General features: G+C 63.0%; 27 protein-coding genes and 6 tRNA genes. 10 read left to right on the top strand and 23 right to left on the bottom strand.

What is annotated here, in order from left to right:
* Positions 1-29 precede the first annotated feature (29 nt).
* The 9 genes from SUTH_RS07840 to SUTH_RS07800 form a co-directional block, all read right to left on the bottom strand.
* On the bottom strand, positions 30-671 hold the full coding sequence (locus SUTH_RS07840) for a hypothetical protein (protein ID WP_148312878.1): 642 nt from the start codon (positions 669-671) through the stop codon (positions 30-32).
* 5 nt (positions 672-676) lie between these two features.
* Positions 677-1,270 (bottom strand): HD domain-containing protein, encoded by a 594-nt coding sequence (locus tag SUTH_RS07835; RefSeq protein WP_041098355.1) that lies wholly within the window; start codon positions 1,268-1,270, stop codon positions 677-679.
* A gap of 1 nt (position 1,271) precedes the next feature.
* Positions 1,272-2,489, bottom strand: coding sequence for a tyrosine-type recombinase/integrase (locus tag SUTH_RS07830; RefSeq protein ID WP_041098354.1), 1,218 nt, complete (start codon positions 2,487-2,489; stop codon positions 1,272-1,274).
* 177 nt (positions 2,490-2,666) lie between these two features.
* Positions 2,667-2,751: transfer RNA gene (locus SUTH_RS07825), tRNA-Leu, on the bottom strand.
* 29 nt (positions 2,752-2,780) lie between these two features.
* Positions 2,781-2,854: transfer RNA gene (locus tag SUTH_RS07820), tRNA-Cys, on the bottom strand.
* Between the two features lie 55 nt (positions 2,855-2,909).
* Positions 2,910-2,985, bottom strand: a tRNA-Gly gene (locus SUTH_RS07815).
* 37 nt (positions 2,986-3,022) lie between these two features.
* Positions 3,023-3,586: a CDP-diacylglycerol--glycerol-3-phosphate 3-phosphatidyltransferase gene (pgsA, locus tag SUTH_RS07810; protein WP_041098353.1), complete on the bottom strand. Its 564-nt coding sequence runs from the start codon at positions 3,584-3,586 to the stop codon at positions 3,023-3,025.
* Between the two features lies 1 nt (position 3,587).
* Positions 3,588-5,384, bottom strand: coding sequence for an excinuclease ABC subunit UvrC (gene uvrC / locus SUTH_RS07805; RefSeq protein ID WP_041098352.1), 1,797 nt, complete (start codon positions 5,382-5,384; stop codon positions 3,588-3,590).
* Entirely contained in the window at positions 5,365-5,994 is a 630-nt protein-coding gene (locus tag SUTH_RS07800) for a uracil-DNA glycosylase (protein WP_041098351.1), read from the bottom strand. Before SUTH_RS07800 ends, uvrC begins: the two co-directional genes overlap by 20 nt.
* Before the next feature lie 254 nt (positions 5,995-6,248).
* Here SUTH_RS07800 and earP point away from each other — a divergent pair, with 254 nt between their 5' ends.
* Positions 6,249-7,304 carry an elongation factor P maturation arginine rhamnosyltransferase EarP gene (earP, locus tag SUTH_RS07795; RefSeq protein ID WP_041098350.1) on the top strand — a complete coding sequence of 352 codons (1,056 nt, stop codon included), beginning with the start codon at positions 6,249-6,251 and terminating at the stop codon, positions 7,302-7,304.
* Between the two features lie 34 nt (positions 7,305-7,338).
* Entirely contained in the window at positions 7,339-7,896 is a 558-nt protein-coding gene (gene efp / locus SUTH_RS07790) for an elongation factor P (protein ID WP_041098349.1), read from the top strand.
* A 132-nt stretch (positions 7,897-8,028) separates the two neighbouring features.
* Here the strand turns inward: efp and SUTH_RS07785 are convergent, their stop codons facing one another.
* The 3 genes from SUTH_RS07785 to SUTH_RS07775 form a co-directional block, all read right to left on the bottom strand.
* The gene (locus SUTH_RS07785) at positions 8,029-8,484 is read right to left on the bottom strand and encodes a hypothetical protein (RefSeq protein ID WP_041098348.1); all 456 of its coding nucleotides are present in this window, start codon (positions 8,482-8,484) and stop codon (positions 8,029-8,031) included.
* 495 nt (positions 8,485-8,979) lie between these two features.
* Positions 8,980-9,498, bottom strand: a complete 519-nt coding sequence (locus SUTH_RS18375) for a tellurite resistance TerB family protein (protein WP_052473435.1) — start codon at positions 9,496-9,498, stop codon at positions 8,980-8,982.
* A 13-nt stretch (positions 9,499-9,511) separates the two neighbouring features.
* Positions 9,512-9,712, bottom strand: a complete 201-nt coding sequence (locus SUTH_RS07775; protein WP_041098347.1) for a hypothetical protein — start codon at positions 9,710-9,712, stop codon at positions 9,512-9,514.
* Between the two features lie 127 nt (positions 9,713-9,839).
* Between SUTH_RS07775 and SUTH_RS07770 the strand changes: the two genes are divergently transcribed.
* Entirely contained in the window at positions 9,840-10,742 is a 903-nt protein-coding gene (locus tag SUTH_RS07770; RefSeq protein ID WP_041098346.1) for a LysR family transcriptional regulator, read from the top strand.
* A gap of 9 nt (positions 10,743-10,751) precedes the next feature.
* Here the strand turns inward: SUTH_RS07770 and SUTH_RS07765 are convergent, their stop codons facing one another.
* The 5 genes from SUTH_RS07765 to SUTH_RS07745 all read right to left on the bottom strand — a co-directional run bounded on the left by SUTH_RS07765 (position 10,752) and on the right by SUTH_RS07745 (position 14,925).
* Complete coding sequence (locus tag SUTH_RS07765; protein WP_041098345.1) at positions 10,752-11,141, bottom strand: diacylglycerol kinase; 390 nt, start codon at positions 11,139-11,141, stop codon at positions 10,752-10,754.
* Complete coding sequence (locus SUTH_RS07760; RefSeq protein ID WP_052473433.1) at positions 11,138-11,662, bottom strand: phosphatase PAP2 family protein; 525 nt, start codon at positions 11,660-11,662, stop codon at positions 11,138-11,140. The genes SUTH_RS07765 and SUTH_RS07760 overlap by 4 nt, the downstream gene beginning before the upstream one ends.
* Before the next feature lie 19 nt (positions 11,663-11,681).
* The gene (locus SUTH_RS07755) at positions 11,682-12,659 is read right to left on the bottom strand and encodes a TerC family protein (RefSeq protein ID WP_041101963.1); all 978 of its coding nucleotides are present in this window, start codon (positions 12,657-12,659) and stop codon (positions 11,682-11,684) included.
* 498 nt (positions 12,660-13,157) lie between these two features.
* Positions 13,158-13,700, bottom strand: a complete 543-nt coding sequence (locus tag SUTH_RS07750; protein WP_041098344.1) for a flavin reductase family protein — start codon at positions 13,698-13,700, stop codon at positions 13,158-13,160.
* Positions 13,701-13,761: 61 nt separating this feature from the next.
* Entirely contained in the window at positions 13,762-14,925 is a 1,164-nt protein-coding gene (locus SUTH_RS07745) for a M20 aminoacylase family protein (RefSeq protein WP_041098343.1), read from the bottom strand.
* A gap of 87 nt (positions 14,926-15,012) precedes the next feature.
* Here SUTH_RS07745 and dinB point away from each other — a divergent pair, with 87 nt between their 5' ends.
* Complete coding sequence (gene dinB / locus SUTH_RS07740) at positions 15,013-16,164, top strand: DNA polymerase IV (RefSeq protein ID WP_041098342.1); 1,152 nt, start codon at positions 15,013-15,015, stop codon at positions 16,162-16,164.
* Between the two features lie 153 nt (positions 16,165-16,317).
* On the opposite strand, the gene cysK is transcribed toward dinB, so the two are convergent.
* On the bottom strand, positions 16,318-17,262 hold the full coding sequence (gene cysK, locus SUTH_RS07735) for a cysteine synthase A (RefSeq protein ID WP_041098341.1): 945 nt from the start codon (positions 17,260-17,262) through the stop codon (positions 16,318-16,320).
* Between the two features lie 103 nt (positions 17,263-17,365).
* Between cysK and SUTH_RS07730 the strand changes: the two genes are divergently transcribed.
* Together SUTH_RS07730 and SUTH_RS07725 are read left to right on the top strand one after the other, a co-directional pair.
* On the top strand, positions 17,366-18,754 hold the full coding sequence (locus SUTH_RS07730; RefSeq protein ID WP_041098340.1) for an NAD(P)H-hydrate dehydratase: 1,389 nt from the start codon (positions 17,366-17,368) through the stop codon (positions 18,752-18,754).
* Positions 18,747-19,652 (top strand): DMT family transporter, encoded by a 906-nt coding sequence (locus tag SUTH_RS07725; RefSeq protein WP_052473432.1) that lies wholly within the window; start codon positions 18,747-18,749, stop codon positions 19,650-19,652. Before SUTH_RS07730 ends, SUTH_RS07725 begins: the two co-directional genes overlap by 8 nt.
* On the opposite strand, the gene SUTH_RS07720 is transcribed toward SUTH_RS07725, so the two are convergent.
* On the bottom strand, positions 19,609-21,099 hold the full coding sequence (locus SUTH_RS07720) for an FMN-binding glutamate synthase family protein (RefSeq protein WP_041098339.1): 1,491 nt from the start codon (positions 21,097-21,099) through the stop codon (positions 19,609-19,611). The genes SUTH_RS07725 and SUTH_RS07720 overlap by 44 nt on opposite strands.
* Positions 21,100-21,149: 50 nt before the next feature.
* On the opposite strand from SUTH_RS07720, the gene nadC reads away from it, so the two are divergent.
* Together nadC and SUTH_RS07710 are read left to right on the top strand one after the other, a co-directional pair.
* Positions 21,150-21,998, top strand: a complete 849-nt coding sequence (nadC, locus tag SUTH_RS07715) for a carboxylating nicotinate-nucleotide diphosphorylase (RefSeq protein WP_041098338.1) — start codon at positions 21,150-21,152, stop codon at positions 21,996-21,998.
* 48 nt (positions 21,999-22,046) lie between these two features.
* Positions 22,047-22,137 (top strand) — tRNA-Ser (locus SUTH_RS07710).
* Positions 22,138-22,199: 62 nt separating this feature from the next.
* On the opposite strand, the gene SUTH_RS07705 is transcribed toward SUTH_RS07710, so the two are convergent.
* From SUTH_RS07705 to SUTH_RS07695, 3 genes are all read right to left on the bottom strand, one after another.
* Positions 22,200-22,790, bottom strand: a complete 591-nt coding sequence (locus tag SUTH_RS07705; protein WP_041101959.1) for a histidine phosphatase family protein — start codon at positions 22,788-22,790, stop codon at positions 22,200-22,202.
* 40 nt (positions 22,791-22,830) lie between these two features.
* Positions 22,831-23,292 (bottom strand): MaoC family dehydratase, encoded by a 462-nt coding sequence (locus SUTH_RS07700; protein ID WP_041101958.1) that lies wholly within the window; start codon positions 23,290-23,292, stop codon positions 22,831-22,833.
* Positions 23,293-23,391: 99 nt separating this feature from the next.
* A tRNA-Arg gene (locus SUTH_RS07695) sits at positions 23,392-23,468 on the bottom strand.
* Between the two features lie 283 nt (positions 23,469-23,751).
* Here SUTH_RS07695 and SUTH_RS19625 point away from each other — a divergent pair.
* Both SUTH_RS19625 and SUTH_RS07685 read left to right on the top strand, forming a co-directional pair.
* Complete coding sequence (locus SUTH_RS19625) at positions 23,752-23,925, top strand: hypothetical protein (protein ID WP_171817333.1); 174 nt, start codon at positions 23,752-23,754, stop codon at positions 23,923-23,925.
* Between the two features lie 5 nt (positions 23,926-23,930).
* Complete coding sequence (locus tag SUTH_RS07685) at positions 23,931-24,296, top strand: YajD family HNH nuclease (protein WP_041098336.1); 366 nt, start codon at positions 23,931-23,933, stop codon at positions 24,294-24,296.
* A 67-nt stretch (positions 24,297-24,363) separates the two neighbouring features.
* On the opposite strand, the gene SUTH_RS07680 is transcribed toward SUTH_RS07685, so the two are convergent.
* A tRNA-Pro gene (locus SUTH_RS07680) sits at positions 24,364-24,440 on the bottom strand.
* Positions 24,441-24,565 lie beyond the last annotated feature (125 nt).

The raw sequence follows: 24,565 nt of genomic DNA, 5'->3' as shown, positions 1-24,565 counted from the left end.
GGTTCATTGTAATGCAACGGATTGCTAAGTCAAGAGGGGCCGTGCCGGGTATTTTTGGGGAGTTTCGTCCAAGTGGCGCCCTGTTCTTCTGGTTCCGGCGTGATGTCGATGATGGTGTGCCTACTCGCCAGGGCCTGCATCGGGCGCAGCAGCCACAGCATGGCGCCGGTGAGCAGCAATAGGCTAGCGAACCAGTACGGCAAGTTGCGCGGCTCGAACGCCGACCAGAGGTAGTTATCCTCGAACAGGCCCATGATCCCGACAAAGGCAATCAGGCCGTATGTAATGGCCTTGGCGCGGACGGTCGGTGGTCGCTTTCCAAATGTGCGGATCACCCAGAACACGCCCCAGGCGAAGGCGAGATAGCCGGCGCTCCAGCCGGCGGCCTGCCAACGGTCGATCCGGTCACCGTGGGCGCCAAGGATCACCGCAAGGGTGAGTAGCGCAACGAGCGCCGGCGTGGCGCATGCCCAGAACCGGGACGAGAAGCGCCGCCAGGGACGGACGCCGAGCAGGGACAGCACTGCCCAGGCGGTGCCGATCGTCGCAAGCGTCCCAAGGTAGGGCCGGGTCGGATAGGCGTACTCCAAGTGCGAGGCGTCCCACCAGAACGGGATCGCCACCAGCAGCGGGAGCGATCCCGCGAGCCACAGCCTCTGTGCACGGTTCAAGGCGGTCAATCCGCGCCGGCCAGGCGCTCGATTTCACGGACGGTGCGATCCAGTTCGGCCACAAGCACGCTTGATCCGTGCGCAGCGAAGGCAGTCACCAGGGCGCGGTAGTACCAGAGCGTCTGCTCCTTCGTGGCGTTGAACCGCTCCCACAGCGTTTCGCCGATCTCCCGATAGTCGGCGAGGATGGCCCGGGCGTTGTGCAGCTTGTCGGCCGCAGACACCAGGCGCACCGATGCCGGCGCATCGCGCAGGTGGTCCAGATAGGCTTCCTTGCGGGCCTGCCAGGGCGGTTTCGGCGTCTGGTCAGTATCGGAGCAGGCGGCCACGATCCCGGCGACACGCTCGCCGAATCGGCGTCGGATGTTCGCCAGAACGGGAGCGCCGCCGCAGTCCTCGACGGCATCGTGCAGCAGGGCGGCAATCGCCTCGTCCTCGTCGCCGCCGTGATCGAGCACGAGGCTTGCGACAGACAGGACATGGGAGACATAGGGGATGGCCGTTCCCTTGCGCACTTGGCCGGCGTGCAGCTCGTGGGTAAGCGTCAGCGCCTCGGCGAAGCGCGCCCCCAGGTTAACGACGTCGCCCTCCGCGCCCATATTACGCGGCTCGGTCGATCGGGATCACATCTGCGCCCGACTTGATCCGGTCCAGGTAATCGGCCCACGCCTGCATCATCTTGCGCCTTTCGGCGAGGTGAGCCGTGCGGTTGTAGGCGCGGCCGTTCGGATCGCGCACGGCATGGGCGAGTTGGTGCTCGATGAAGTCGGGCCGAAAACCCAGGACCTCGTCCAGGATCGTGCGGGCCATGGCGCGAAAACCGTGGGCCGTCATTTCCTCTCGGGTGTCGAAGCCCATGCGCCGCAGGGACGCATTGATCGTGTTGTCAGACACCGGGCGCTCTGCCGTCCGTTGGCTCGGGAATACGTAGCGCCCGCGGCCAGTGAGTGGATGAATCTCGCGCAACACGGCAACAGACTGAAGCGAAAGCGGCACCAGGTGCGGGAGACGCATCTTCATCTTCTCGGCCGGGATATTCCACTCCGCGCGATCAAGGTCGATCTCTGCCCATTCGGCGTGCCGCAGCTCTCCAGGCCTGACGAAGACGAGCGGGGCAAGCCGCAGCGCACAACGTGCGATCAGGGAGCCATGGTAGCCATCGATCGCGCGCAGCAGTGCCGCAGCCCCCTCGGGGTCAGTAATTGCAGCGCGGTGCTTTTCCTTCTCCTGCGTCAATGCGCCTCGAAGGTCGGCCGCAATGTCACGTTCGCAGCGGCCCGTGGCGATGCCATAACGAAAAATTTGCCCGGAGTATTGAAGCAGCCGATTCGCCGTATGGACCGCCCCCCTTTCTTCTACACGTCGCAAGGCGCTGAGTAGTTCCGGGGCGGAGATGTCGGCGATCGGCTTTCCACCTACCCATGGGAACAAGTTGTTGACCAGTCGCGCCAGAACCCTCTCCACATGCTTGTCGGTCAGTGTGGGGGTGCGACGCCGCAGCCATTCGCGGGCAACAGCCTCGAAGCTGCTTTCCGCAGATACCTTGGCGACCAACTTGTGCGCCCGTCGCTCGGACGATGGATCGCGACCTTCCGACAGCGTGCGCTTTCCTTCCTGCGCCTTCTCCCTGGCCTGTCTCGCCGTCACCGTCGGATAGACGCCGATGGCGAGGCGCTTTTCCTTGCCGCCGTAGCGGTACTTCAGACGCCAGTACTTCGCACCGGTGGGGACGATTTCCAGATACAGGCCGCCACCGTCAAACAGGCGATAGGGCTTGTCCTTTGGAGCCGCGTTCTTGCATTCCAGTTCGGTCAGCATGGGGCACCTCTTTTGGGGGCATCGACATTGTCATGCCGCGATGTGCCCCCGATTATGCCCCCTGATGCCCCCGGCTTGCAATAGCTGCGCCCGGAATCTCTCGGCACAAAAAATTGCCGTATTTCCTTGCGCTACGGACCATTTCTGGAATTATCTGGACTTGTCTGGAAGTGCTGCTGGTGCCCGGAACCGGAATCGAACCGGTATGGCTTGCGCCGAGGGATTTTAAGTCCCTTGTGTCTACCAATTTCACCATCCGGGCCCGAGACTGCGCTCGACGCTGGGGAACACTGGAGGCGCGACCCGGAATCGAACCGAGGTACACGGCTTTGCAGGCCGCTGCATAACCACTCTGCCATCGCGCCGCGAAGGACTTGTTGAAGCTAAAAGGGGGAAAGCCATGGCTTTCCCCCAGAATTCTGGAGCGGGAGAAGAGTCTCGAACTCTCGACCTCAACCTTGGCAAGGTTGCGCTCTACCAACTGAGCTACTCCCGCAGAACAGCCGCGCATTATAGCGGTCGATTTCATTGTGTCAACGACTGCGCGCCGAGATTTCCGGCCACGCCATTCTCAAATAGTAAACCATCGACCAGAGCGTCAGCAGTGCCGCAATCCAGAGCGCCCAGGTACCGAAAAGATGAATGTTAAGCGGGCCAATCGGGGCATTCCAGAGCAGCATCGGGATTGCCGTCATCTGCGCAATGGTTTTGAGTTTTCCGATCAGGGATACGGCGACGCTTTTCGCCGCGCCGATCTTCGCCATCCATTCACGCAAGGCCGAAATCGCGATCTCGCGACCGATGATGATGAAAGCCAGCATGGCATCGACACGATGCAGCTCCACCAGCATCACCAGCGCCGCGGCCACCATCAGCTTGTCGGCCACCGGATCGAGGAAGGCGCCGAAGGCCGAGGTCTGGTTCAGCTTGCGCGCCAGCCAGCCGTCGATCCAGTCGGTGATGGCGGCGACCAGAAAGGCGGCCGTGGCAATGAAATTCTGCTCCGCAGGCGTCAGCGGCAGGTAATACACCCCCACCACCAGCGGTATGAGGAGGATGCGCGCCCAGGTCAGCAGGTTCGGAATGTTCAGCGGCATCTCATCTCAATGTCTTGTGTATTTCTTCCGCCAATCGCCGCGAGATGCCATCGACGCGACACAAGTCTTCAACCGTTGCGGCCTTCACCCCATCGAGCCCGCCAAACTGCGCGAGCAATTTCTTGCGCCGCGCCGGCCCGATGCCCGCCACATCTTCCAGCGTCGAGCGCCCGCGCGCCTTGGCGCGCCGCGCCCGATGGCCGACGATGGCGAAGCGATGCGCCTCGTCGCGGATTTCCTGGATCAGGTGAAAGCCCGGATGGTCCATGCCCAATTGTAGCGGCTGGCTACGGCCATGAACAAAGAGTGTTTCCAGTCCCGGTTTCCTGTCCTCGCCCTTGGCCACGCCGACGCTGGCCAGATGGTCCAGACCCAGTTCGGCAAAGACCTCGCGCGCCACGCGATGCTGGCCCTTGCCGCCGTCGATCAGGATCAGGTCGGGCGCCACCGTCTCGCCCGTGGCGACCTTCTCGTAACGCCGCGTCAGCACCTGGCGCATCGCCGCATAGTCGTCGCCGGGTTGGATGCCCTCGATGTTGAAGCGACGGTAATCGCCCTTCTTCATCGCGCCATCGACGCAGACCACGCAGGACGCCACGGTGCCTTCGCCCATGGTGTGGCTGATGTCGAAACACTCGATGCGGCGCGGCGGTTCGGGCAGCTCCAGCGCTTCCTGCAACGAGGCGAGGCGTCCGCTGCTGCGCGTCCTGGCCTGCCAGCGCGCCTGCACCGCGAGCCGCGCGTTGGTCATCGCCATCTCGACCCAGGCGCGCTCCATCTCATTCTTCGGCGGGCCTGCATTCAAGCCGTCGATCAGGTCTTCGACCGGCCAGGGACTCAGGATCAGGCGTGCCGGCGGCGGCTGCTCGGCATAGTGCTGGGCGACAAAGGCCGCCAGACCTTCTTCGGCCTCAGCCTCGGCGGCTGCTTGCGGAAAACAGGCGCGATCGCCCAGATGCAGGCCGCCGCGCACCATCGCCAGATTGACGCACAGACTGCCTCGCTCGACCACGGCGACAATGATGTCGACGTCGGCATCCCTGGTCGAACTGACGTACTGCCGATGCAGCACCGCCTGCAGCGCCCTGACCTGGTCGCGCAAGGCGGCGGCTTCCTCGAAGCGCAGATCCGTGGCCGCGGCCTCCATCTGCTGCGTCAGGCCATCGATGACCTCCGAGTGCCGGCCGCGCAGGAACATCCCGGCCAGGCGCACGTCGGCCGCATAATCCTCTTTCGATATCAGGCCCACGCAAGGCGCCTTGCAGCGCTTGATCTGGTGCATCAGGCAGGGCCGCGAACGATTCGCGAATACCGACTCCTCGCAAGTACGCAGCAGGAATGTCTTCTGGATCAGCTGGATGCTCTCGCGCACCGCGAGGCCGTTGGGAAAGGGGCCGAAGTACTGCGACTTCTTCTCGAAGGGCCCGCGATGGTAGAACAGGCGCGGGAACTCGCCACCCGACAGTCCGATGTAGGGATAGGACTTGTCGTCGCGGAACAGGATGTTGTACTTCGGCGCCAGCTTCTTGATCAGCGTGTTTTCGAGGATCAGCGCCTCGGCCTCGGAGCGCGTCGCCGTCACTTCCATGGCCGCGACCTGCTGCAGCATCAGCGCGATGCGCGGGCTGTGGCCGGTCTTCTGGAAGTAGGACGAGACGCGCTTCTTGAGGTTCTTCGCCTTGCCGACGTACAGCACCGCACTGTCCGCATCGAGCATGCGGTAGACGCCCGGTGCCTCGGTCAGGGTCGCCAGGAACTCCTTTGAATCGAAAGTTGGCTTAGGCGTCGAGCTCGTCACGGATCTTGCGGAAGACATCCTGAAAGTCGGCGCTGGTGAGACGGCGAGTCTGTGTGTTGTAGCGGCTGCAATGGTAGCTGTCAATGAGTATCCGGCCGTCGGGAAGTTCGTGGCGCGCGCCATGGCCGAAAACCAGCGCCGACTGCTTGAGGCCGAGCGCCATCAGCACCGCCTTGTGCGCCACCAGCCCCAGCGCCAGGATCACGCGCACATCGGGAGATGCCTGCAGCTCGGCCGCCAGATAGTGGTTGCAGGTCCTGATCTCGGCCGGCTCGGGCTTGTTCTCCGGCGGCAGGCATTTCACGGCGTTGGTGATGCGGCAATCGATGAGTCGCAGGTCATCATCCGCGGCTACCGATATGGCTTTCGAGCCGAAGCCGAAGGCATGCAGGGTTTCGTAAAGCAGGATGCCGGCATAGTCGCCGGTGAAGGGCCGCCCGGTGCGATTGGCGCCATGCATGCCGGGCGCGAGGCCGACAATCAGCAGTCGCGCCCGCGGATCGCCGAAGGGCAGCACCGGACGGGCATGATAATTCGGCTGGCGGCTGCGCACCTCGGCGAGAAACCCCGCCAGACGCGGGCAATCGGTACAGGCTAGAAGCTTGTCCATTAACGTGAAACAACGTGTTCGGAGAGGCTGGTGATAGCCGAGCAAAGCGAGCTAATCAGAAGCCTCCCCGTGAGGGGGCGAGGCGGGGTTTCGCACCGCACGCGGTGCGCCGCCGCAGCCGGCTGGCTGTGCAAAGCCAGCCGTGGGCCGCGCAGCGGATGGGAGGGGCGGGCCTTCAATTCGCTTTTCGCGTGTTTCATCATCAGCGGGTGGGACTCTCTGCCATGAGCGTTAGGCTAGGATACCGCCTCGCCATGACGAACAATCCAATCCGCTGCGACATTTTCTGCACCGTCATCGACAACTACGGCGATGCCGGCGTCTGCTGGCGCCTGGCACGTCAACTGGCCGAGGAATATGGCTGGCGGGTGCGGCTCTGGATCGACGATCCGGCGCCCCTGCAGCGGCTGGTGCCGAACCTCGCCGCCGGCCCGGTCGAGGTCCGCGCATGGCCGCAGGCGTGGCCCGCGCCGTGGCTCGCGACGGACTGCGCCGACGTGGTGATCGAAGCCTTCGCCTGCAATCCGCCGCAGCCCTATGTCGAAGCCATGGCGGTATGCGTCCGGCCACCGATATGGCTCAATCTCGAATACCTCTCGGCCGAACCCTGGGTTCCGGGCTGCCACCGGATGAGTTCGCCGCATCCGCGCCTGCCCTTGGTCAAGTACTTTTTCTTTCCCGGCTTCGCCGAAGGTACCGGCGGCCTTCTGCGCGAACGCGACTACGATGCGCGGCGCGCCAGCTTCGACGAAACGGCCTTCCGTGCCGAATTCGGCCTGCCGGCAAAAGCGCCGGACGAGCTGACGATTTCGCTGTTCAGCTACGAAAATCCCGCACTTCCTGCCTTGGTCAAGGCTTGGGCGGCCTCGAAGCGACCGATCCGCGTGCTGCGTCCGGGCGACGGCGAGGCCGCCTCGAAAACCGGCAGTCTGAGTCTCCATCCCCTGCCCTTCCTGCCCCAGCGCCGTTACGACGAGCTGCTCTGGGCCTGCGACCTCAACTTCGTCCGCGGCGAGGATTCCTTTGTCCGCGCCCAGTGGGCGGCCAAACCCTTCGTCTGGCACATCTATCCACAAGCCGATGCGGCCCACCGCGCCAAACTCGACGCTTTTCTGGCCCTCCATCCCGCCGGCCCGCAGCTAGAGGCGTTCTGGCGCGCCTGGAATGGTGAGGGAAGCCTCGACTGGCCCGACTTTGCGGCCCGCCTGCCCGGCCTGAGCCAACCGATGAAGCAGTGGAAAGAGACCCTCGAAACCCGCCCCGACCTCGCCAGCGGACTTGTGCAGTTCTGCCTTGATCGGATAAAATAGCGGGTTCTAAATTTCCGCTTCAGGAAGTACAGCCATGAAAACCGCTCAGGAACTCCGCGCCGGCAACGTCATTATGGTCGGCAGCGAACCGCTCGTCGTACAGAAGGCCGAATACAGCAAAGGCGGCCGCAGTTCGGCTGTCGTCAAGTTCAAGTTCAAGAACCTGCTCACGGACGCCGCATCGGAGGCCATCTACAAGGCCGACGACAAGTTCGAGCAGGTGGTGCCCGATCGCAAGGAATGCACCTACTCCTATTTCGCCGATCCCATGTACGTCTTCATGGACGCCGAGTACAACCAGTACGAAGTCGAAGGCGAAAACATGAGCGACGCGGTGAACTACCTCGAAGACGGCATGCCCGTCGAAGTGGTGTTCTACGACGGCAAGGCCATCTCCGTGGAAATGCCCAACAGCGTCGTGCGCGAAGTGATCTACACCGAGCCCGCCGTCAAGGGCGACACCTCGGGCAAGGTCATGAAGCCCGCCAAGATCAGTACCGGCATGGAACTGCCCGTGCCGCTGTTCGTCGAAATCGGCAACAAGATCGAAATCGACACGCGCACCGGCGAGTACAAGAACCGCGTCAAGTAAGCCGGGGCGGATTCAGTGAAAACGGGCAGCTTCGGCTGCCCTTTTTCTTGGCTGTCTGCAATTCGCGATTGGCATTCAATTGCCATGCTGCGGCACGACACTCTTCCGGGCATGCTTGACAAGGGGCGGCGACTACGCGGCCTTGAAGTAGCGTTCCTTCGCCGCGCGAGCGTCAGCGGCCTCTGCTGGAGTGTAGGCGCGACCGGACCAGAGCATGCGATAGGCGATCTCCTCGTTGCCGTTCTCGCACAGGTCGAGGACACGCCGGAACAGAGGCTGGAACGTTTCCGAACGATGGCTCTGCTCATGTTCTTCGAGCGATTTCCAGAAGGTCACGATGAGCGCCTCGCGATCCTTCAGTGGCGAGGTGACAGCCTGGCCGACCGTGGATCCTTCGTTGGAAATCCGTCCAGTATTCAAAACCACAAACCCGCCGATGAAGCCGGTGTCGGAGTGGTATGTCTTGACGTTCTCACACATTTCGGCAACGCGCATTTCCAGGTCGTCGACGGTGAATTCAGGCCGCAGGATGATGCGGTTGACCGTGACGATTCCATCGCCGTCAAAACCATTGATAAGTGTGGACATAGGGAACTCCTTGTTATTTGCTTGAGCGGGAAGCCGCCGTTGCCTCAGGCATTACTGCGTCCCATGACGAGTCGAATGCCGACTCGCTGTTCGGCACCGGCAACGGTCGCTGGTCAGCTACCGAGCGCGGACGCGCGCAAGCCTGCTGGAGCGGGAAGCTTGCCGATCCGGTAAGGTCTGCAAGGGCACAAAGTTCATTCAGGGTATTCATGATGGGTCTTTCCTAGGTTGCGACAGTTTCAGAATAGTAATGTCGACAAATTTAGTCAACTATTACCCTGATAGCAGGGAGCTATCGTCGGTCAATCAAGCTTCAACATCGGCCGAACGCAGCCCTTCGCCCACGGCCCTTGAATCGGCGCCTTCCAGGCTGCCCGTCTGACCGGCGCCCATGCAGCGTCAGCGTCGTCGGCGATGGCACACGGCAGGATGGGCGGTGCGGTTTCGGGAACACCTCTCCGTCCCGCATCCAGGTTTGCAGTCGATTGCGCATCGTCAGGACAGGTTGCTGCGTATCCGCTGTTGGCCCCGTTGCCTGAAGGCCGCTGCTCGCGGGCGATATTCGATGCCGTCGTCCAGCCGCAGGCGCCAGGCATCAAGCGCTTTCCAGAACAGGCTAGCCTCGCCTTCGGCCAGGTGACCGTCGCTGCGGATCACGTCGAAGATCAGGCGCACCAGTTTCTGCCGCTCCCCGGTGCTGCAAATCTCGGCAAACAGGATTTCCAGAAGTGCCGGCGACATCAGGTAATTGCCGCCCCCTTCGGGCAGACGGGCGGCGTCGGCGCAGAAATCGTAGAGCACCTGGAAAAAATCGTCGCGCGTGAGACCCAGCTCGTCGAAGGCGCGATATTTCGCCAGACCGTCCAGTTCGGCGGCATCCACCCGGCCGTCGGCGAGCAACGCCAGGACAATGAGGCGCGCTTTGGCACGCGGGCTATCGACCGGGTAGGCCCGCAGCGGAAGGCCCGGATGCCTGATCGGGAAAAAGCTTTCCCTGGCTTGCATGGTCATCATGATGTGTCGCTCCTTAGGCGGCCAGACGCTGCGACAGGACGGCAGCGTGGGCCAGGTTGATCTGGTTCCGTGCCTGCAGCGGCGGGGCTTTCGTCACCCGGCTTTGGACACAGGCGATCGCCAGTATTTCCGGCAGTTGCTCGTGTCGCGCCACGCGTGCCACGGTCGCCGGATCGACATCGCAAAATGCCCTGCAGTCGTTGAGAGTAATCATTTGCCGTCTCCTTGATTGTTTATCCGCCGCAGCAAGCTTGCTGCGTCTGGAGGGCACTTTATTGAAAGCACGACTTCTGATAAACAGAAGTTTTTAGATAGAATGATCCCATTTATTGGAATCATCGATGACCCCGGACGACCTCAATTTCCGTCACCTGCTCTACTTCTGGGCAGTCGCCAAGGAAGGCAGCATTACCCGTGCGGCGGAGCGGCTGAATCTCTCGGTGCAAACCATCAGCACCCAGCTCGGCGTACTCGAGCAGCAGCTGGGGCAGGCGCTGTTCGCGCCGCAGGGCCGCTCGCTGGTGCTGACGGAGGCCGGTCGCGCGGCGCTGGACTATGCCGATCAAATATTTCTGCTCGGCGAACGGCTGCGTCATGCCGTGGCCGACCATGCTTCCGGGCGCCGCCGCTTTGCCGTGGGGCTGAGCGAGGCCGTACCCAAGCTGGTTGCCTTTCGCCTGCTCCAGCCGGTCCTGCAGGCGCCGCTGTCGATGCGTATTGAATGTATCGAAGGCAATTTCGAGCACCTGCTTGCCGAACTGGCGCTGAACAGGCTCGACCTGGTCCTCACGGATAGATCGGCGCCGACCGACGCCCATCTCAAGCTTCAATCCAGACTGCTCGGAACCGTCGAGATCGACCTTTACGCCGTCGATCAGCTGCACGCAAGATATGCCGACGACTTTCCGCGGCAATTGAATGGCGCGCCGGTCCTGCTTCCGGTACGCAGCAATCCGCTGCGCGGCGCCATCGATGCCTGGTTCGCGCGGCACAACCTGAAGCCCGAAATCGTCGGCGAGTTTTCCGACAGCGCCCTGCTCAAAACCTTTGGCCGCGCGGGGCTCGGCCTGTTTCCAGCGCCGTCGGGAATGCATGCCGACATCCTGGCGCAGTTCGGCGCACGCTCCCTCGGCACTCTGGCCGATGTCAGTGAGAACTGGTATGCAATTGTCACCCAGCGGCGAATCCAGCATCCCGCGGTCGAGGCCATACAGGCAGGCGGAATTGCCTCGCTGCTGGAGTGAAGGCAGGCATCACGGCAGCACAAGCTCGAGCAGGCGGCCCAGTTCGACGCCAAGCACGATGAACCAGGCGAAGATTGCAATGCCGACGCCGGCGGCCGCGATGTCCTTGATGATCTTGATCTTCTCGTTATGGCGCGTCTCGACGAAGTCGCACAGCGCCTCGATCGCGCTGTTGAAGATTTCGGCGACCAGAACAAACGCAGTCACCACGAGAATCAGCAGAAAGTCCACCCAGGCGCGCGCGCCGAAGGCCACCGCCAGCACCACAACCGACAGGATCAGCTTGTAGGTGACCGACCAGTCGTAGAGCACCGCGTAGCGCAGCCCCGAAATGACGGTCTGGATCTTGCGCAGCGGGTGGTAGCCGGCATCGCCGGTGCCGAGAAACTTGTGTCTCATTGCCTGTTCTCCCGCCATGCCGGCAGACGACGCAGGAAAACGACCCAAAGGGTCGCCAACAGGGCGCCGGCGACGACATCGCTCGGAAAGTGAACTTGCAGGTAGAGCCGCGAGACGAAGACCAAGGCGGCCGCAACGAGAAGAACGAGGATTTCGATCCGGCCCGGCGACGTTCCCGGGCGCAGTGTCCAGGCCAGCGCGAAGGCGGTGACCTGCACGGCATGGGCGCTGGGAAAGCTCCAGTCCTCCGGCATGGGGATCAGCGGCGGAAATAGATCGGGCCGCGGTCGCGCCGCAATCAGCTTGAACAGATGCCCGAGCGCGGAGGCACCGATCAGGGCCGCTGCGACGAAGGCCGCGCTCCCGTCGCCGCGCCGTCGCCACCAGATCAGCAGCGCCAGCGGCAGCAGCACCGCCAGCGAACCGAGCCAGGTGAGGACGGCGAACAGGCTGTCGAGCCATGGAGTGCGTGCCGCGTGGACCAGCGCGAGTCCGGCGTGATCCCATGCAGAAACGTTCATGACCGATTCCATTGCCGCCTCAACGCGCTGTCGTGTCGCGGCCTGCGGCGCGTTCGAGCTTCTCCTTGTGCAGCGAGAGCCAGACCGAGATGCCGATGAAGGTGGCGACCACGGCCAGTGAGAAGCCGATCGGAATCGTGTAGAGGTCGATCAGCAGCATCTTGACGCCGATGAACACCAGCACCGCCGCCAGGCCGTACTTCAGCAGCGAGAAACGGTCGGCCATGTCGGCCAGCAGGAAGTACATCGCGCGCAGGCCGAGGATGGCGAAGACGTTCGAGGTCAGCACGATGAAGGGATCCGTGGTGATGGCAAAGATGGCGGGGATCGAATCGACGGCGAAGATCAGGTCCGAAACCTCGACCAGGATCAACGCCAGCAACAGCGGCGTCGCGTAGCGCACGCCGTCCTTCCAGATGAAAAATTTTTCGCCGTGGAGTTCGTCGGTGATCTTCATGTGGCCGCGCAGCCAGCGGATCAGCGGGTTGTTCGCCATGTCGGGCTTTTCCTCGGCGAACCACCACATCTTGATGCCGGTGACCAGCAGGAAGGCGCCGAAGATGTAAAGCATCCAGTGGAACTGCGTGATCAGCCAGGCGCCGGCGAAGATCATCACCGTGCGCAATACGATGGCGCCGAGCACACCGAGCGCCAGCACGCGCTTCTGCAATTCCAGAGGGATGCCGAAAAAAGAGAACAGCATGAGCCAGACAAAGACGTTGTCGATCGCCAGCGATTTTTCGATCAGGTAGCCCGTGACGAACTCGAGCGACTTCTGGTTCGCCACCTCGCGGCCCGCGCTGCCGTCGAGGTGCCACCACAGGGCAGCGGCGAACAAGAAGGATACCGAGACCCAGATCGCCGACCAGGTGGCGGCCTCCCTGAACGACACCTTGTGCTGCTTGCCGCCACCGACCGCGAACAGGTCGATCGCCAGCATCACCAGAACGATGGCGAGAAATCCCGCCCACATCCACCACGTACCGATTGTTTCCATTGCCTGCTCTCCTTGTGACACCGGGTTTGCCGTTCCTTCGAAGCCGGCAGGCTGCAAACGAAACGGCCCTTTATCCAGCGAGGACGAAGGGCCGTGTTTTCGACAAGGGAACCTCCGCCATCGCGGCAAAGGTCTTGCTCATGCCTGCCTTGCAACAAGCACCCGGAGCGCCGGGAAACCCTCAGTTCAAGAGTTTCCGTATTGACGACGCCGCGGCAGAGAGCTACTCCCCCTTGGGACGAGCGCAATTTACTTAATCCGATAAAAACAGTCAAGTACTTTTGCGGTAGATGAGGTGCTGCCGCATCCTTGCCGCACCGGCACGCGCAGGGAAACGTGATCGTACGGATATACCGCCCTGCGCTGCGCTGGCAGGATCGCCGAATTCGCGCAAAGGTGCCCCCCGACCCGCTGCAAAAACAGCTTTCAGGGGAATGTCCAAACGTCGCATGGCGAAGGGCGCCTCCTTGTCTTCCGCTCGCGGCTGGCCAATGACCGCTAAGCGCCGGATGGAATCTTGGCTGCCATCATCTTCCTTCGGTCGATCTTGCGCCCGTCGACAATGAAGGTCCCGTTGCCGACAGCATGGAGGGTGCGCTTCTCCTTGCGTGCGGTATCGACGTAGGCGGCCACCGCTTCCAATACGACAATGTTGTGCTTCTTGACGATGTCGATGACCTTGCACTCCATGTTGGCGAGGCACTCCTTGATCAGCGGCGCCCTGACGACCTTGCCCTGAACGGGTGTGAGCTTGAACCTGGCGAACTTGTCCGTGTCTGTGCCGGAGCACATGCCTATGCCGACGACCTTGTCCAGCATGTCGACCGTGGGAATGGCGATGACGCACTCCCGGTTCTTGCGCAAGGCCGCGAAAGAGTGATTCCATGCGCCCGTGGTAATGGCAAATACCGGCGTGAAATCGTTCACCATGGTCCAGGAGATCGTCATGATGTTGTCTTTCTTCCCGTCATGGGTCGTCACGAGGACAACAGGCCCGGATTCCATCAGGGTAAAGGCCTTGCTCAGCTTCAATTGACGCACGAGATCACCCTCCGATGTTTCTTTGTACGCTGGCTAGCGCAAACTCGCGTACTCGATGTCGCTACGGCGCCAGCGCCCGTTCCGCCAGCCGCACCCAGTAGCGGATGCCGGTGGCTATGACCTCGTCGTTGAAATCGTAGTGCGGGCTGTGCAGCATGCAGCCGCCCTCGCCGGGGCCGTTGCCGAGCCACACGTAGCACGCGGGCACCACCCGGGCCAGATAGGCGAAGTCCTCGGCACCCATGCTGGGGTTCAGGTGCGTGAAGACCTGCCCCTCCTCGGCTACCTGCCGCGCCACTTCGCGGGCAATGAAGCTCGGCTCGGGCGCATTGACGGTCGGCGGATAGCCGCGCTCGTAGCGCAGGTCGATGCTCACCCGGTAGGTCGCTTCGATGCCGTTGCAGATGCGCCGCAGACCTTCCTCCAGCGCATCCTGCAATTCGGCCTTGAGCGTACGCACGGTACCGCCGAGCACGGCCGTCTCCGGCAAAACATTGTCGGCATGCCCGGCATGAAAGCGGGTGACGCTGACCACCGCCGCAGCGAGCGGATCGGTATTGCGCGACACCAGTGACTGCGTGGCCTGCACCAGCGAGCTGCCGGCCAGTACCACGTCCACCGCCTGGTGCGGCATCGCCGCGTGGCCGCCGCGCCCGGTGATCTCGATCTCGAAGCGATCGGCGCCTGCCATCACCGGCCCTTCGGTGACGCCGAAGCTGCCGGCGGGCAGGCCCGGCCAGTTGTGCAGGCCGAACACCATGTCCATCGGAAAGCGTTCGAACAGGCCTTCTTCGACCATTACCCGACCGCCACCTTCGTGCTCTTCCGCCGGCTGAAAGATGAAATACACGGTGCCGTCGAAATTGCGCAGCCTGCTCAAGGCCTCGGCGGCCCCGAGGAGCATGGCGGTATGGCCGTCGTGGCCGCAGGCGTGCATTTTTCCGTGATGGGTCGAACGGTGCGGAAAGGAATTCAATTCCGACAGCGGCAGCGCATCCATGTCGGCGCGCAAACCGATCGCGCGCTTGCCGCTCCCCAGCGAGAGTTTGGCCACGACGCCGGTGCGGGCAATCCCGCGATGGACTTCAAGCCCCAGCCCGTCGAGGTAATCTGCAACCTTGGTCGCCGTGCGCTTTTCGTCGAAGGCCAGTTCGGGATGGGCATGGATGTCGCGGCGAAACGCCGCGATCTTCGGCGTCAGGGCCGGCAGCAATTCGTTGATCATGGCAAAACCTTTGTGTCGGATTGGCAATCCTAGCCCAAACCCGGTCCCGGCGAGTCAACTCCGCTTTTGCGGTATCGTCGCAGCGTCATGCCTACGCTCCCTCGCCGCATCGCGCATCTGGACATGGACGCCTTCTATGCGTCGGTCGAACTGCTGCGCTACCCGGAATTGCGCGGTCTGCCGGTAGTGATCGGCGGACGCGGCATCCACCAGCCCGAATTGCTGACCGACGGCAGCCGGCGCTTTGCCCGGCTGCGCGATTACGTCGGCCGCGGCGTCATCACCACTTCCACCTACGAGGCGCGGGCGCTGGGCGTGTTCTCCGCGATGGGCGTGATGAAGGCCGCGAAGCTGGCGCCGGAGGCCATCCTGCTGCCGGTCGACTTCGACGCCTATCGGCACTACTCGCGCCTGTTCAAGGCCGCCGTCAGGGCCATCACGCCGCAGGTCGAGGATCGCGGCATCGATGAAATCTACATCGATCTCACGAATCTGCCCGACGACACACCGACCCTCGCGCGCCGCATCAAACAGGCGGTGAAGGACGCCACCGGGCTCTCCTGCTCGATCGGCATCAGCCCCAACAAGCTGCTGTCGAAGATATGTTCCGACCTGGAAAAACCCGATGGCATCACGCTGCTGGACGAGGGCGACATTGCGCGGCGCATCTGGCCGCTGCCGGTGCGCAAGATCAACGGCATCGGGCCCAAGGCCGGCGAAAAGCTCGCCGCTCTGGGCATCGCCACCATCGGCCAGTTGGCCGACGCCGAACCGGCGCTGCTGCAGGAACACTTCGGCCGCAGCTACGCCGAGTGGCTGCACCAGGCGGCGCACGGCATCGACGAGCGGCCCGTGGTGACATATTCCGAACCGAAATCGATCAGCCGCGAAACCACCTTCGAGCGCGACCTCCACGCGCGCCGCGACCGCGCCCTCTTGTCGGAAATATTCACCAGGCTGTGCACCGGCGTCGCGAACGATCTCCGGCGCAAGGGCTATCTCGGCCGCACCATCGGCATCAAGCTGCGCTTCGAGGACTTCCGCATCATGACGCGCGACCTGACGCTGCCCGAACCCACCGCCGACCCGGTCGTCATCCGCCGCGCCGCCGGGGAGTGCCTGCGCCGCGTGCCGCTGGAAAAGAAGCTGCGCCTGCTTGGCGTGCGCGCCAGTGCCTTGTCGCCCGACAGCGCGTCGCAGGAGGCGGTGGAATCGCCGCAGGGCGAACTGCCGCTGTGACCTTGACCACAGCAAGGTATTGGCGATGCGCTCCTTCCATCCCGAAGGCTACCCGTTCATCGGCCTGATCTACCGGACGGGCTGTTACGCCCCGCGGCTTCGAATCGAGAGTCGGCGCTGGCGGCACGGCGATCTGAGCCAGCCGACACCCATCTACACCTCCAGGTGCTGGTAGAGCACCGTCGACAAGTAACGTTCGCCGAAGGACGGAATGATCACCACCACCAGCTTCCCCTTGTTCTCCGGCCGCTTCGCCACTTCCAGCGCCGCCCAGACCGCCGCGCCCGACGAGATGCCGACCAGCAGGCCCTCGGTCGTCGCCAGGCTGCGTGCGGTGTTCAGCGCATCGTCGTTCTTTACGCGGACCACCTCGTCGTAGATTTTGGTGTTGAGTATCTCCGGCACGAAGCCGGCGCCGATGCCCTGGATAGGATGCGGACCTCGTGCGCCGCCCGACAGCACCGGGCTGGCATCGGGTTCGACGGCGATGATCTGCACGCCGGGTTTGCGTTGTTTGAGCACCTCGCCGACGCCGGTGATGGTGCCGCCGGTGCCGATGCCTGAGACGAAGATATCGACCTTGCCGTCGGTGTCGTGCCAGATTTCCTCGGCCGTGGTGTTGCGATGGATTTCGGGATTGGCCGGATTCTCGAACTGCTGCGGGATGAAGTAGCGCGAATCGGCCGCCGCCAGTTCATTGGCCTTCCTGATGGCGCCCGGCATGCCCTCCGGCCCCGGCGTCAGGAACAATTCGGCGCCATAGGCCTTGAGCATCAGCTTGCGCTCGCGGCTCATGGTCTCCGGCATGACGAAGGCCGACTTGTAGCCGCGCGCGGCGGCGACCATGGCCAGCCCGATGCCGGTGTTGCCCGAGGTCGGTTCGAGGATGATGCTGTCGGGCTTGAGCTGGCCTGCCTTTTCGGCCGCATCGAGCATGGCCACGGCGATGCGGTCCTTGACGCTGTGCGCGGGGTTGAAGAATTCCAGCTTCAGCGCGATGGTCACCGCATTTTCAAACCCTTTGCCGGCATTCAGCCGGTTGAGGCGAACCAGGGGGGTATTGCCGATCAGTTCGGCGACGTTGTTGGCGATTCTCATGAAAATTTCTCCTCGCTGGCGGAATCCGCGGCGGCTGGAATCATACCCCGCGCCGCCACGGCGTTGAGCGCGAAAGACCGATGAGCGCGGTTACAATCACGTCATGATCCACCCCCTGCTGCGTACCGCTGAATTGCGTGCCCTCGAAGCGCGCCACGCCTCCGCCACGCCACCCTTGATGGAACGTGCCGGCCGCGCTGCCGCCGCTCTCGCCAGGAAGCTGCTGAAGGATAGCCGCGCCCCGGTGCTGGTGTTCGCCGGCCCCGGCAACAACGGCGGCGATGCGCGGGTCATGGCGCGCGTGCTCAAGCAACAGGGCATCGCCGTGATCGTCGTCGGCCCCGGCGACGACGTGCCCAAAGGCAACTATGGCCTGGTGGTGGACGGCCTGTTCGGCATCGGCCTCACGCGGCCCATCGCTGGAGGCCATGCCGACTTGATTGCACGCATCAACGCCTTTCGCGGCCCGGTACTGGCGCTGGACATTCCCAGTGGCCTCGATGGCGACACCGGGCGCGTGCTCGGCGCCGCCGTGCGCGCCACGCATACGATCAGCTTCATCGGCGGCAAACCGGGGCTTTACACGCTCGACGGCCCCGATCATTGCGGCGCGATCAGTGTCGTCGATCTCGGGCTGCGCCTCGACCAGCTGCCCGGCGCCCTGCTCACCACCGACCACTTCCGCGCCTGCCTGAAACCCAGGGCGCGCAACAGCCACAAGGGCAGCTACGGTTCGCTGGCGATCATCGGCGGTGCCGCAGGCATGACCGGCGCAGCGCTGCTGGCCGGTCGCGCCGGCCTCATGCTTGGTGCCGGCCGGGTGTTCATCGGCCTGCTGGAGCCGCTCGCCGTCGATCCGCTGCAAGCCGAACTGATGCTGCGTACGCCTGACGATGCGCTGGCGCAGGCTACAACAGTCGTCGTCGGCCCCGGCCTCGGCGCATCCGCCGCCGCACTGGAGATTCTTCGCCGTACCGCCAGCGCCGACTTTCCAATACTGCTCGACGCCGATGCCTTGAATCTGCTCGCCGCCCATCCGGTGCTGGCAGCGAACATCGCGCGCCGCACTGCATCGACAGTGATGACGCCACACCCGGCCGAAGCCGCCCGATTGATGGCCACCACCACCGAAGCAGTACAAGCCGACCGCGTCGGCACCGCGCTGCAACTCGCACAGCGCTTCAAGGCCCATGTTGCGCTCAAGGGCTGTGGCACCGTGATCGCCCATCCCGACGGCCGCTGGCGCATCAACGCCAGCGGCAATCCGGGGCTGGCCTCGGGTGGCAGCGGCGATGTGCTTTCCGGCGTCATCGGTGCGTTGCTGGCGCAGGGCTGGCCGGCAGATACCGCCTTGTGCGGCGCCGTTCATCTGCATGGCGCGGCCGCCGACGCACTGGTGGCAGCCGGCACCGGCCCCATCGGCATCGCCGCCGGCGAACTGATCCCCATCGCACGCACACGGCTGAACCGCCTGATCGCAGAGAATGCCTGAAGCCCGCCGCAAGGTCGGCTTTGCCGTACTGCTGATGCTCGGCGCGACGCTGTGTTTTGCCGCGCTCGACGCCACCTCGAAGCATCTCTCGCAGACCTATCCGGTACCGATGCTGGTGTGGGGCCGCTATACTTTTCACTGCCTGATGATGCTGATCTTCCTGGCGCCATCGATGCGCCTGCAGTTGATCGCCACCGCGCGGCCCAAGGCCCAGGTCGCTCGCGCGCTGATGCTGGTCGGCACCACGGGCTTTTCGATGGCGGGCTTTTCCATGATGCCGCTGGCCGAAAGCACCGCCTTCCTCTTCGTCACGCCGTTGGTGGTGGTGATCCTGTCGCACTGGCTGCTCAAGGAATCGATCACCGGCGGCCACTGGCTGGCGGTCGTCGCCGGGTTTGTCGGTGCCCTGCTGATCGCCCGGCCCGGCGGTGCGCTGAGCCTGCAGGGCATCTTCTGGATGACGCTGGCAGCCGCCTGCTATGCGATCTACCAGATCCAGACGCGGCAGTTGTCGCCGACCGAGAACACCGTCACCATGCTGTTCTATACCGCCCTGGTGGGCACCGTATCGATGACGCTGGCGGCCCCTCTCTACTGGGGCGGCCCGACGCCCGGCTGGATCGACGCGGCGCTGATTGCCTCGCTCGGCATCTATGGCGGCACCGGCCATCTGATGCTGACCCGCGCCTTCCGTTATGCCGCGGCCTCCTTTCTCTCGCCCTTCCTCTATGCCCAGCTGATCTGGGCGATGCTGCTCGGCTGGATGTTCTACGACCACCTGCCCGATCTGCTCTCGATCGCCGGCATGGCGGTGATTGCCGGCAGCAGCCTGTCGATCGCGCTTTCCGAAAGACTCAAGCAGGCATCCGCTGCAAAGGATAGGGATACAGCATGTTGAGCGCCGTGCTGCGGCCATCGGCCTGCACGATGCGCACATGCTCGCGGCGAAACTCGCGGGCGTGGCGCAGGCCGCAGCTGTGCGCGATCATGTCGATTTCCTTGTTCATGTTCAGGCAGTAGTTCGCCACCCGTTCGAATTTTTCTTCCACCACTAGGCCGCGCTGCAAGCGTGGATTGTGCGTCGTGATCCCCGTCGGGCAGGTATTGGTGTGGCAGCGCAGGGCCTGGATGCAGCCCAGCGCGAACATGAAGCCGCGCGCGCTGTTCACGAAATCGGCGCCGCAGGCCAGCGCCCAGGCGGCACGAGCCGACGTCACCAGCTGTCCCGCCGCCATGACCTTGACCCGATCCTTGATGCCGGCCTCGACCAGCGCATCAACCACGCGCGGCAGCGCTTCCTCGATCGACAGCGACATGTGATCGGCCAGTGCCTGCGGCGCCGCGCCCGAGCCGCCCTCGCCGCCATCCACCGCAATAAAATCCGGCGCGTCGGCAATGCCGCGCCGCGCCACCGCTTCGGTCAGCAGGTTCATGAACTGCCAGCCGCCGATGGCCGTCTTGAGGCCAACCGGCTTGCCGGTCACTTCGCGCACGCGCAACACCATGTCGAGCAGCTGGTCCATGTTGGTGATCTCGGGATGCCGATTGGGCGAAAGCGAATCCATGCCCTCCGGAATGCCGCGAATGCGGGCAATCTCCGCCGTCACCTTGCCGCCCGGCAGCACGCCGCCCTTGCCCGGTTTGGCGCCCTGCGACAGCTTGATCTCGAAGGCGCGCACCGACTCATGCGCGGCGATCTCGCGCAGCTTCGCGTCCGACAAACGCCCCTGTTCATCGCGCACGCCATACTTCGCCGTGCCGATCTGCATGATCACGTCGCAGCCGCCTTCCAGATGGTAGGGCGACAGGCCGCCCTCGCCGGTATCGATCCAGCAGCCCGCCTTGGCCGCGCCGTGCGAGAGCGACTGCACCGCCGGCTTGGAGATGGCGCCGAAACTCATGCCGCTGATATTGACGATCGATCGCGCAATGAAGGGCTTCGCACAGAAGCCATCGCCGATCGGCAGTGGCGGCGTCGGCAAGCGGTCATCCTCCAGGACCGAAAACGGCGCATTGACGAAAATCAGCGCGCCCGATTCGTGAAGGTTGTAGGTCGAGCCGAATCCCAGCACACCACCCTCGTTCTTCGCCATGCGATAGACCCAGGAACGCGTCGATCGATTGAAGGGACGCTCGTCGCGATCGCCGAGGAAAAAGTACTGCCGGAAATACTCGCCGAGTTGCTCGAAGAAGTAGCGGAAACGCCCTATCAGCGGGTAGTTTCGCAGAATCGAATGCTTCTTCTGGGTGATGTCCTTGAGGTAGAAATAGACGATCACGAGGGCAAGGGTAAGCGCAAGCAGGACACCGAGACTGACGGAGAACACGCCGAGCATGAGGGTCATACCTCCAGTGCTAGAATCAATCGGGCCAACACTTCAGACATCAACATATCATGGAACTTCCCCTTCAGCTTGCCGCCGAGGTCCAGCGCAACGTACTCGCCGCCCTGATGGAGGATATCGGTGGTGGTGACCTGACCGCCATGCTCACCTCCGCCACCCGCCGTTCGCAAGGCACCGTGATCTGTCGCGAAGATGCCGTACTCGCGGGCATCGCCTGGTTCGACTCCTGCTTCCGGCGCCTCGATCCGCTGACGGTCATCCGCTGGCATGCGCGCGATGGCGATCTGGTTGCCGCCGGCCAGACGCTGTGCGAAATCGAAGCCAGCACCCGCGCCCTGCTTACCGCCGAGCGCGCCGCGCTCAACTTCCTGCAACTGCTCTCCGCCACAGCGACAGTCACGCGACTCTATGTCGATGCCGTGGCCGGCACCGGCACCCGCATCGTCGACACGCGCAAAACCCTGCCCGGCCTGCGCCTGGCGCAGAAATATGCGGTCACCTGCGGCGGCGGCCACAACCACCGCCTCGGCCTCTATGACGGCATCCTGATCAAGGAAAACCACATCATGGCGGCCGGCGGCGTCACCGCCGCACTGGCACAGGCAAAAGCCATCGGCCGCAATGACGTCTTCATCCAGATTGAAGTGGAAACCCTGGAGCAACTCGCCGAAGCGCTGGATGCCGAAGCCACCATGATCCTGCTCGACAACATGGACCTGACCCAGATGCGCCAAGCCGTCGGCCTCACCGCGGGGCGCGCCGAACTCGAAGCCTCGGGAGGGGTGCGCCTGGAAACCGTGCGTGCCATTGCCGAAACCGGCGTCGACCGGATTTCCGTGGGCAGCCTGACCAAGGACGTGCGTGCCATCGATCTCTCGCTGCGGCACAGCGAGGGATGATCTGTTAGAATTCGCGCCCTGCTGAAGTGCAGCAATCGGCAGATCTGCGGAGAGGTGGATGAGCGGTTTAAGTCGCACGCCTGGAAAGCGTGTTTAGGATAATATCCTAACGAGGGTTCGAATCCCTCCCTCTCCGCCAGACACCCAGCAATGACGCGCCTTCCGGCGCGTTTTGTTTTTGTACCCACACATTCATCCACATCACACGGGACGAATCGACTGCTCCCGAACCTCCAGCCACAGGCATTCGCCATTCCTGCGCTTCATGTTGAGGATGGCGCTGCGCGGCCGGCTGGCAATGTGCCGGGTGATCACATCCATGACCCAGCCGTGGGTAACCGCCAGAATGCGCTTGCCGGCGTTGGGCCGCGCGATGCTGACGATGGCGTCGAGCACTCGATCGGCGAATTCATCCATCGACTCGCCCTGCTCGAATTCCGTCGCCGGATTCCGCTTGAGAATCTGCTGCAACAGTACCGGATTCAGTTCCGCCAGTTCCGACTTGGGAATCCCCTGGATGACGCCGAAATTCCGCTCCATCAATCCCTCATGACATTCAGGAGGATCCAGTCGAAGCGAACGGGCGATGATTTCCGCGGTTTCGAGCGAACGGATCAGGGGGCTCGAATAAATCTTCGAGAACTTCGAATGGGAGAAGCTGCCGACCAGTTCGTAAGCTTGCCGCCGCCCCTGATCGTTGATTGGAACGTCAGTCCAGCCCTGCAGAATTCCGGCAATGTTCCAGTCGGTCTCACCATGGCGGGTGACGCAAATGTAGGTGGGAACGCTCATGATGCGATGAACCTGGCCGTCAAGCAAGTCGCGGGGCTTCCTAGAAATACCAGCGTGTGACCATCTCCGCCGCGCACGCCGGCTTGTCGCCGCCCTCGATCTCGATCACCGCCTGCCACACCAGTTGTGCGCCGCCGGGGATATCGTCCACCTCCGCGAGCACAAACCTCGCACGGACACGACTGCCTGCTTTCACCGGCGAGGCGAAGCGCACGCGATTCAGGCCGTAGTTCACGGCAAGCTTGATGCCATCGACCGAAATGCATTCGTTCGCAAACTTGGCCAACAACGACAGGGTGAGGTAGCCGTGAGCGATCGGCGCGCCAAACGGCGACTCACGCTTCGCCCGCTCGACATCGACATGGATCCATTGCCTATCGCCCGTCACTTCGGCAAAGGCATTGATGCGTTCCTGGTCGATCAGCATCCAGTCGCTGAGACCTAGTTCCTGTCCCAGCCTGGCCTTGGCATCCGCTATGCCGGTGAATCGCGTTGCTTTCATCAGTAATCCCTGCTCCGCATTGTCCGCACGCTTGATGCGGAGGTTCAAAAGCTGAATGCACGGGTCTCCGTAACAAATTCCTGCGCAGCCCTGCAATACTGGTCCGCCCGACAGGACTCGAACCTGTTACCCCCGGCTTAGAAGGCCGGTGCTCTATCCAGATGAGCTACGGGCGGATGCGTTGCACAGCAAGATCCTTGCATCGAAATCATCGAATCCCTCGTGACGACGCGACATAAGGGCCTGCACAAGCGAACCGCGCAAGTTTACAAGGAAACCGGGGCCACGGATGTCGATTGAACGGAATGCCGCGAATATCCGCAAAGCGCCGGCACAGGACGAAAAAATCGTGCTGGGCGTAGCATAATTGCAGTTGTCTTCGCCGGATATCCGCCCACTCCCATGGCAACAGAACCCACTTACTGCTATCACTGCCGCATGCATCACCCCAGAAACGAAATGCGTCTGATCGTCACCAAAACGGGAAAGCGCTGGCGCTGCATACGCAGCATCGAGGCAACGCAGCAAGGCCAGGAAGCGCGCGAGGCCTATGGCCGCCAGGTGTCGGAAATCAACAAGGCTGAATCCAAAAGTCGCGCGCAGCGGATGAACAATCTCCTTCAGGAGAAATAGCGCGCATGAAAGCCGGTGCTCCGGGAAAACTCGACCGCATCGTCGCCGATGCGCGTCGCGACGCCGAGATTCGCGACCAGGGCTACCGCGAGCAGGCGCTGAAGATTTACCCATGGATTTGCGGCCGCTGCGCCCGTGAATTCACGCGTTCCAATCTGCGCGAACTCACGGTGCATCACCGCGATCACAACCACAACAACAACCCGCCCAATGGCAGCAATTGGGAACTGCTGTGCCTTTACTGCCACGACAACGAACACCAGCGCCAGCTGGAAGCCACAGGCAATGCCGGAACCGGCATATCCGGCGCAGCGGCGGCCACGCATTCGCCTTTCGCCGATCTCAAGGCAATGCTCGGCAAAAAGGATTAGGCGCTGCAGCCCTTCACGGACAGTGAACAAAAAAAGGGCTACATTTCTGTAACCCTTTGATTTTGATTGGTCGGGGTGGAGGGATTCGAACTCTCGACATCTTGCTCCCAAAGCAAGCGCGCTACCGGGCTGCGCCACACCCCGAACCGCGCAATTTTACCGAACCCCGCCCGTGCCGGTCAATCGCATTGCGACATGCCGTGTCGAAAAACCTTGACTTGCGGTAGTCCCGCGTTTCGTTTATAAAGCCGGTTCTCCGAAAATACGGA

It is taken from the genome of Sulfuritalea hydrogenivorans sk43H, assembly GCF_000828635.1.
Lineage (GTDB): Bacteria > Pseudomonadota > Gammaproteobacteria > Burkholderiales > Rhodocyclaceae > Sulfuritalea > Sulfuritalea hydrogenivorans.
Note: the sequence above shows the minus strand (reverse complement) of the source record. Positions and strands in the feature narration are given on the sequence as shown.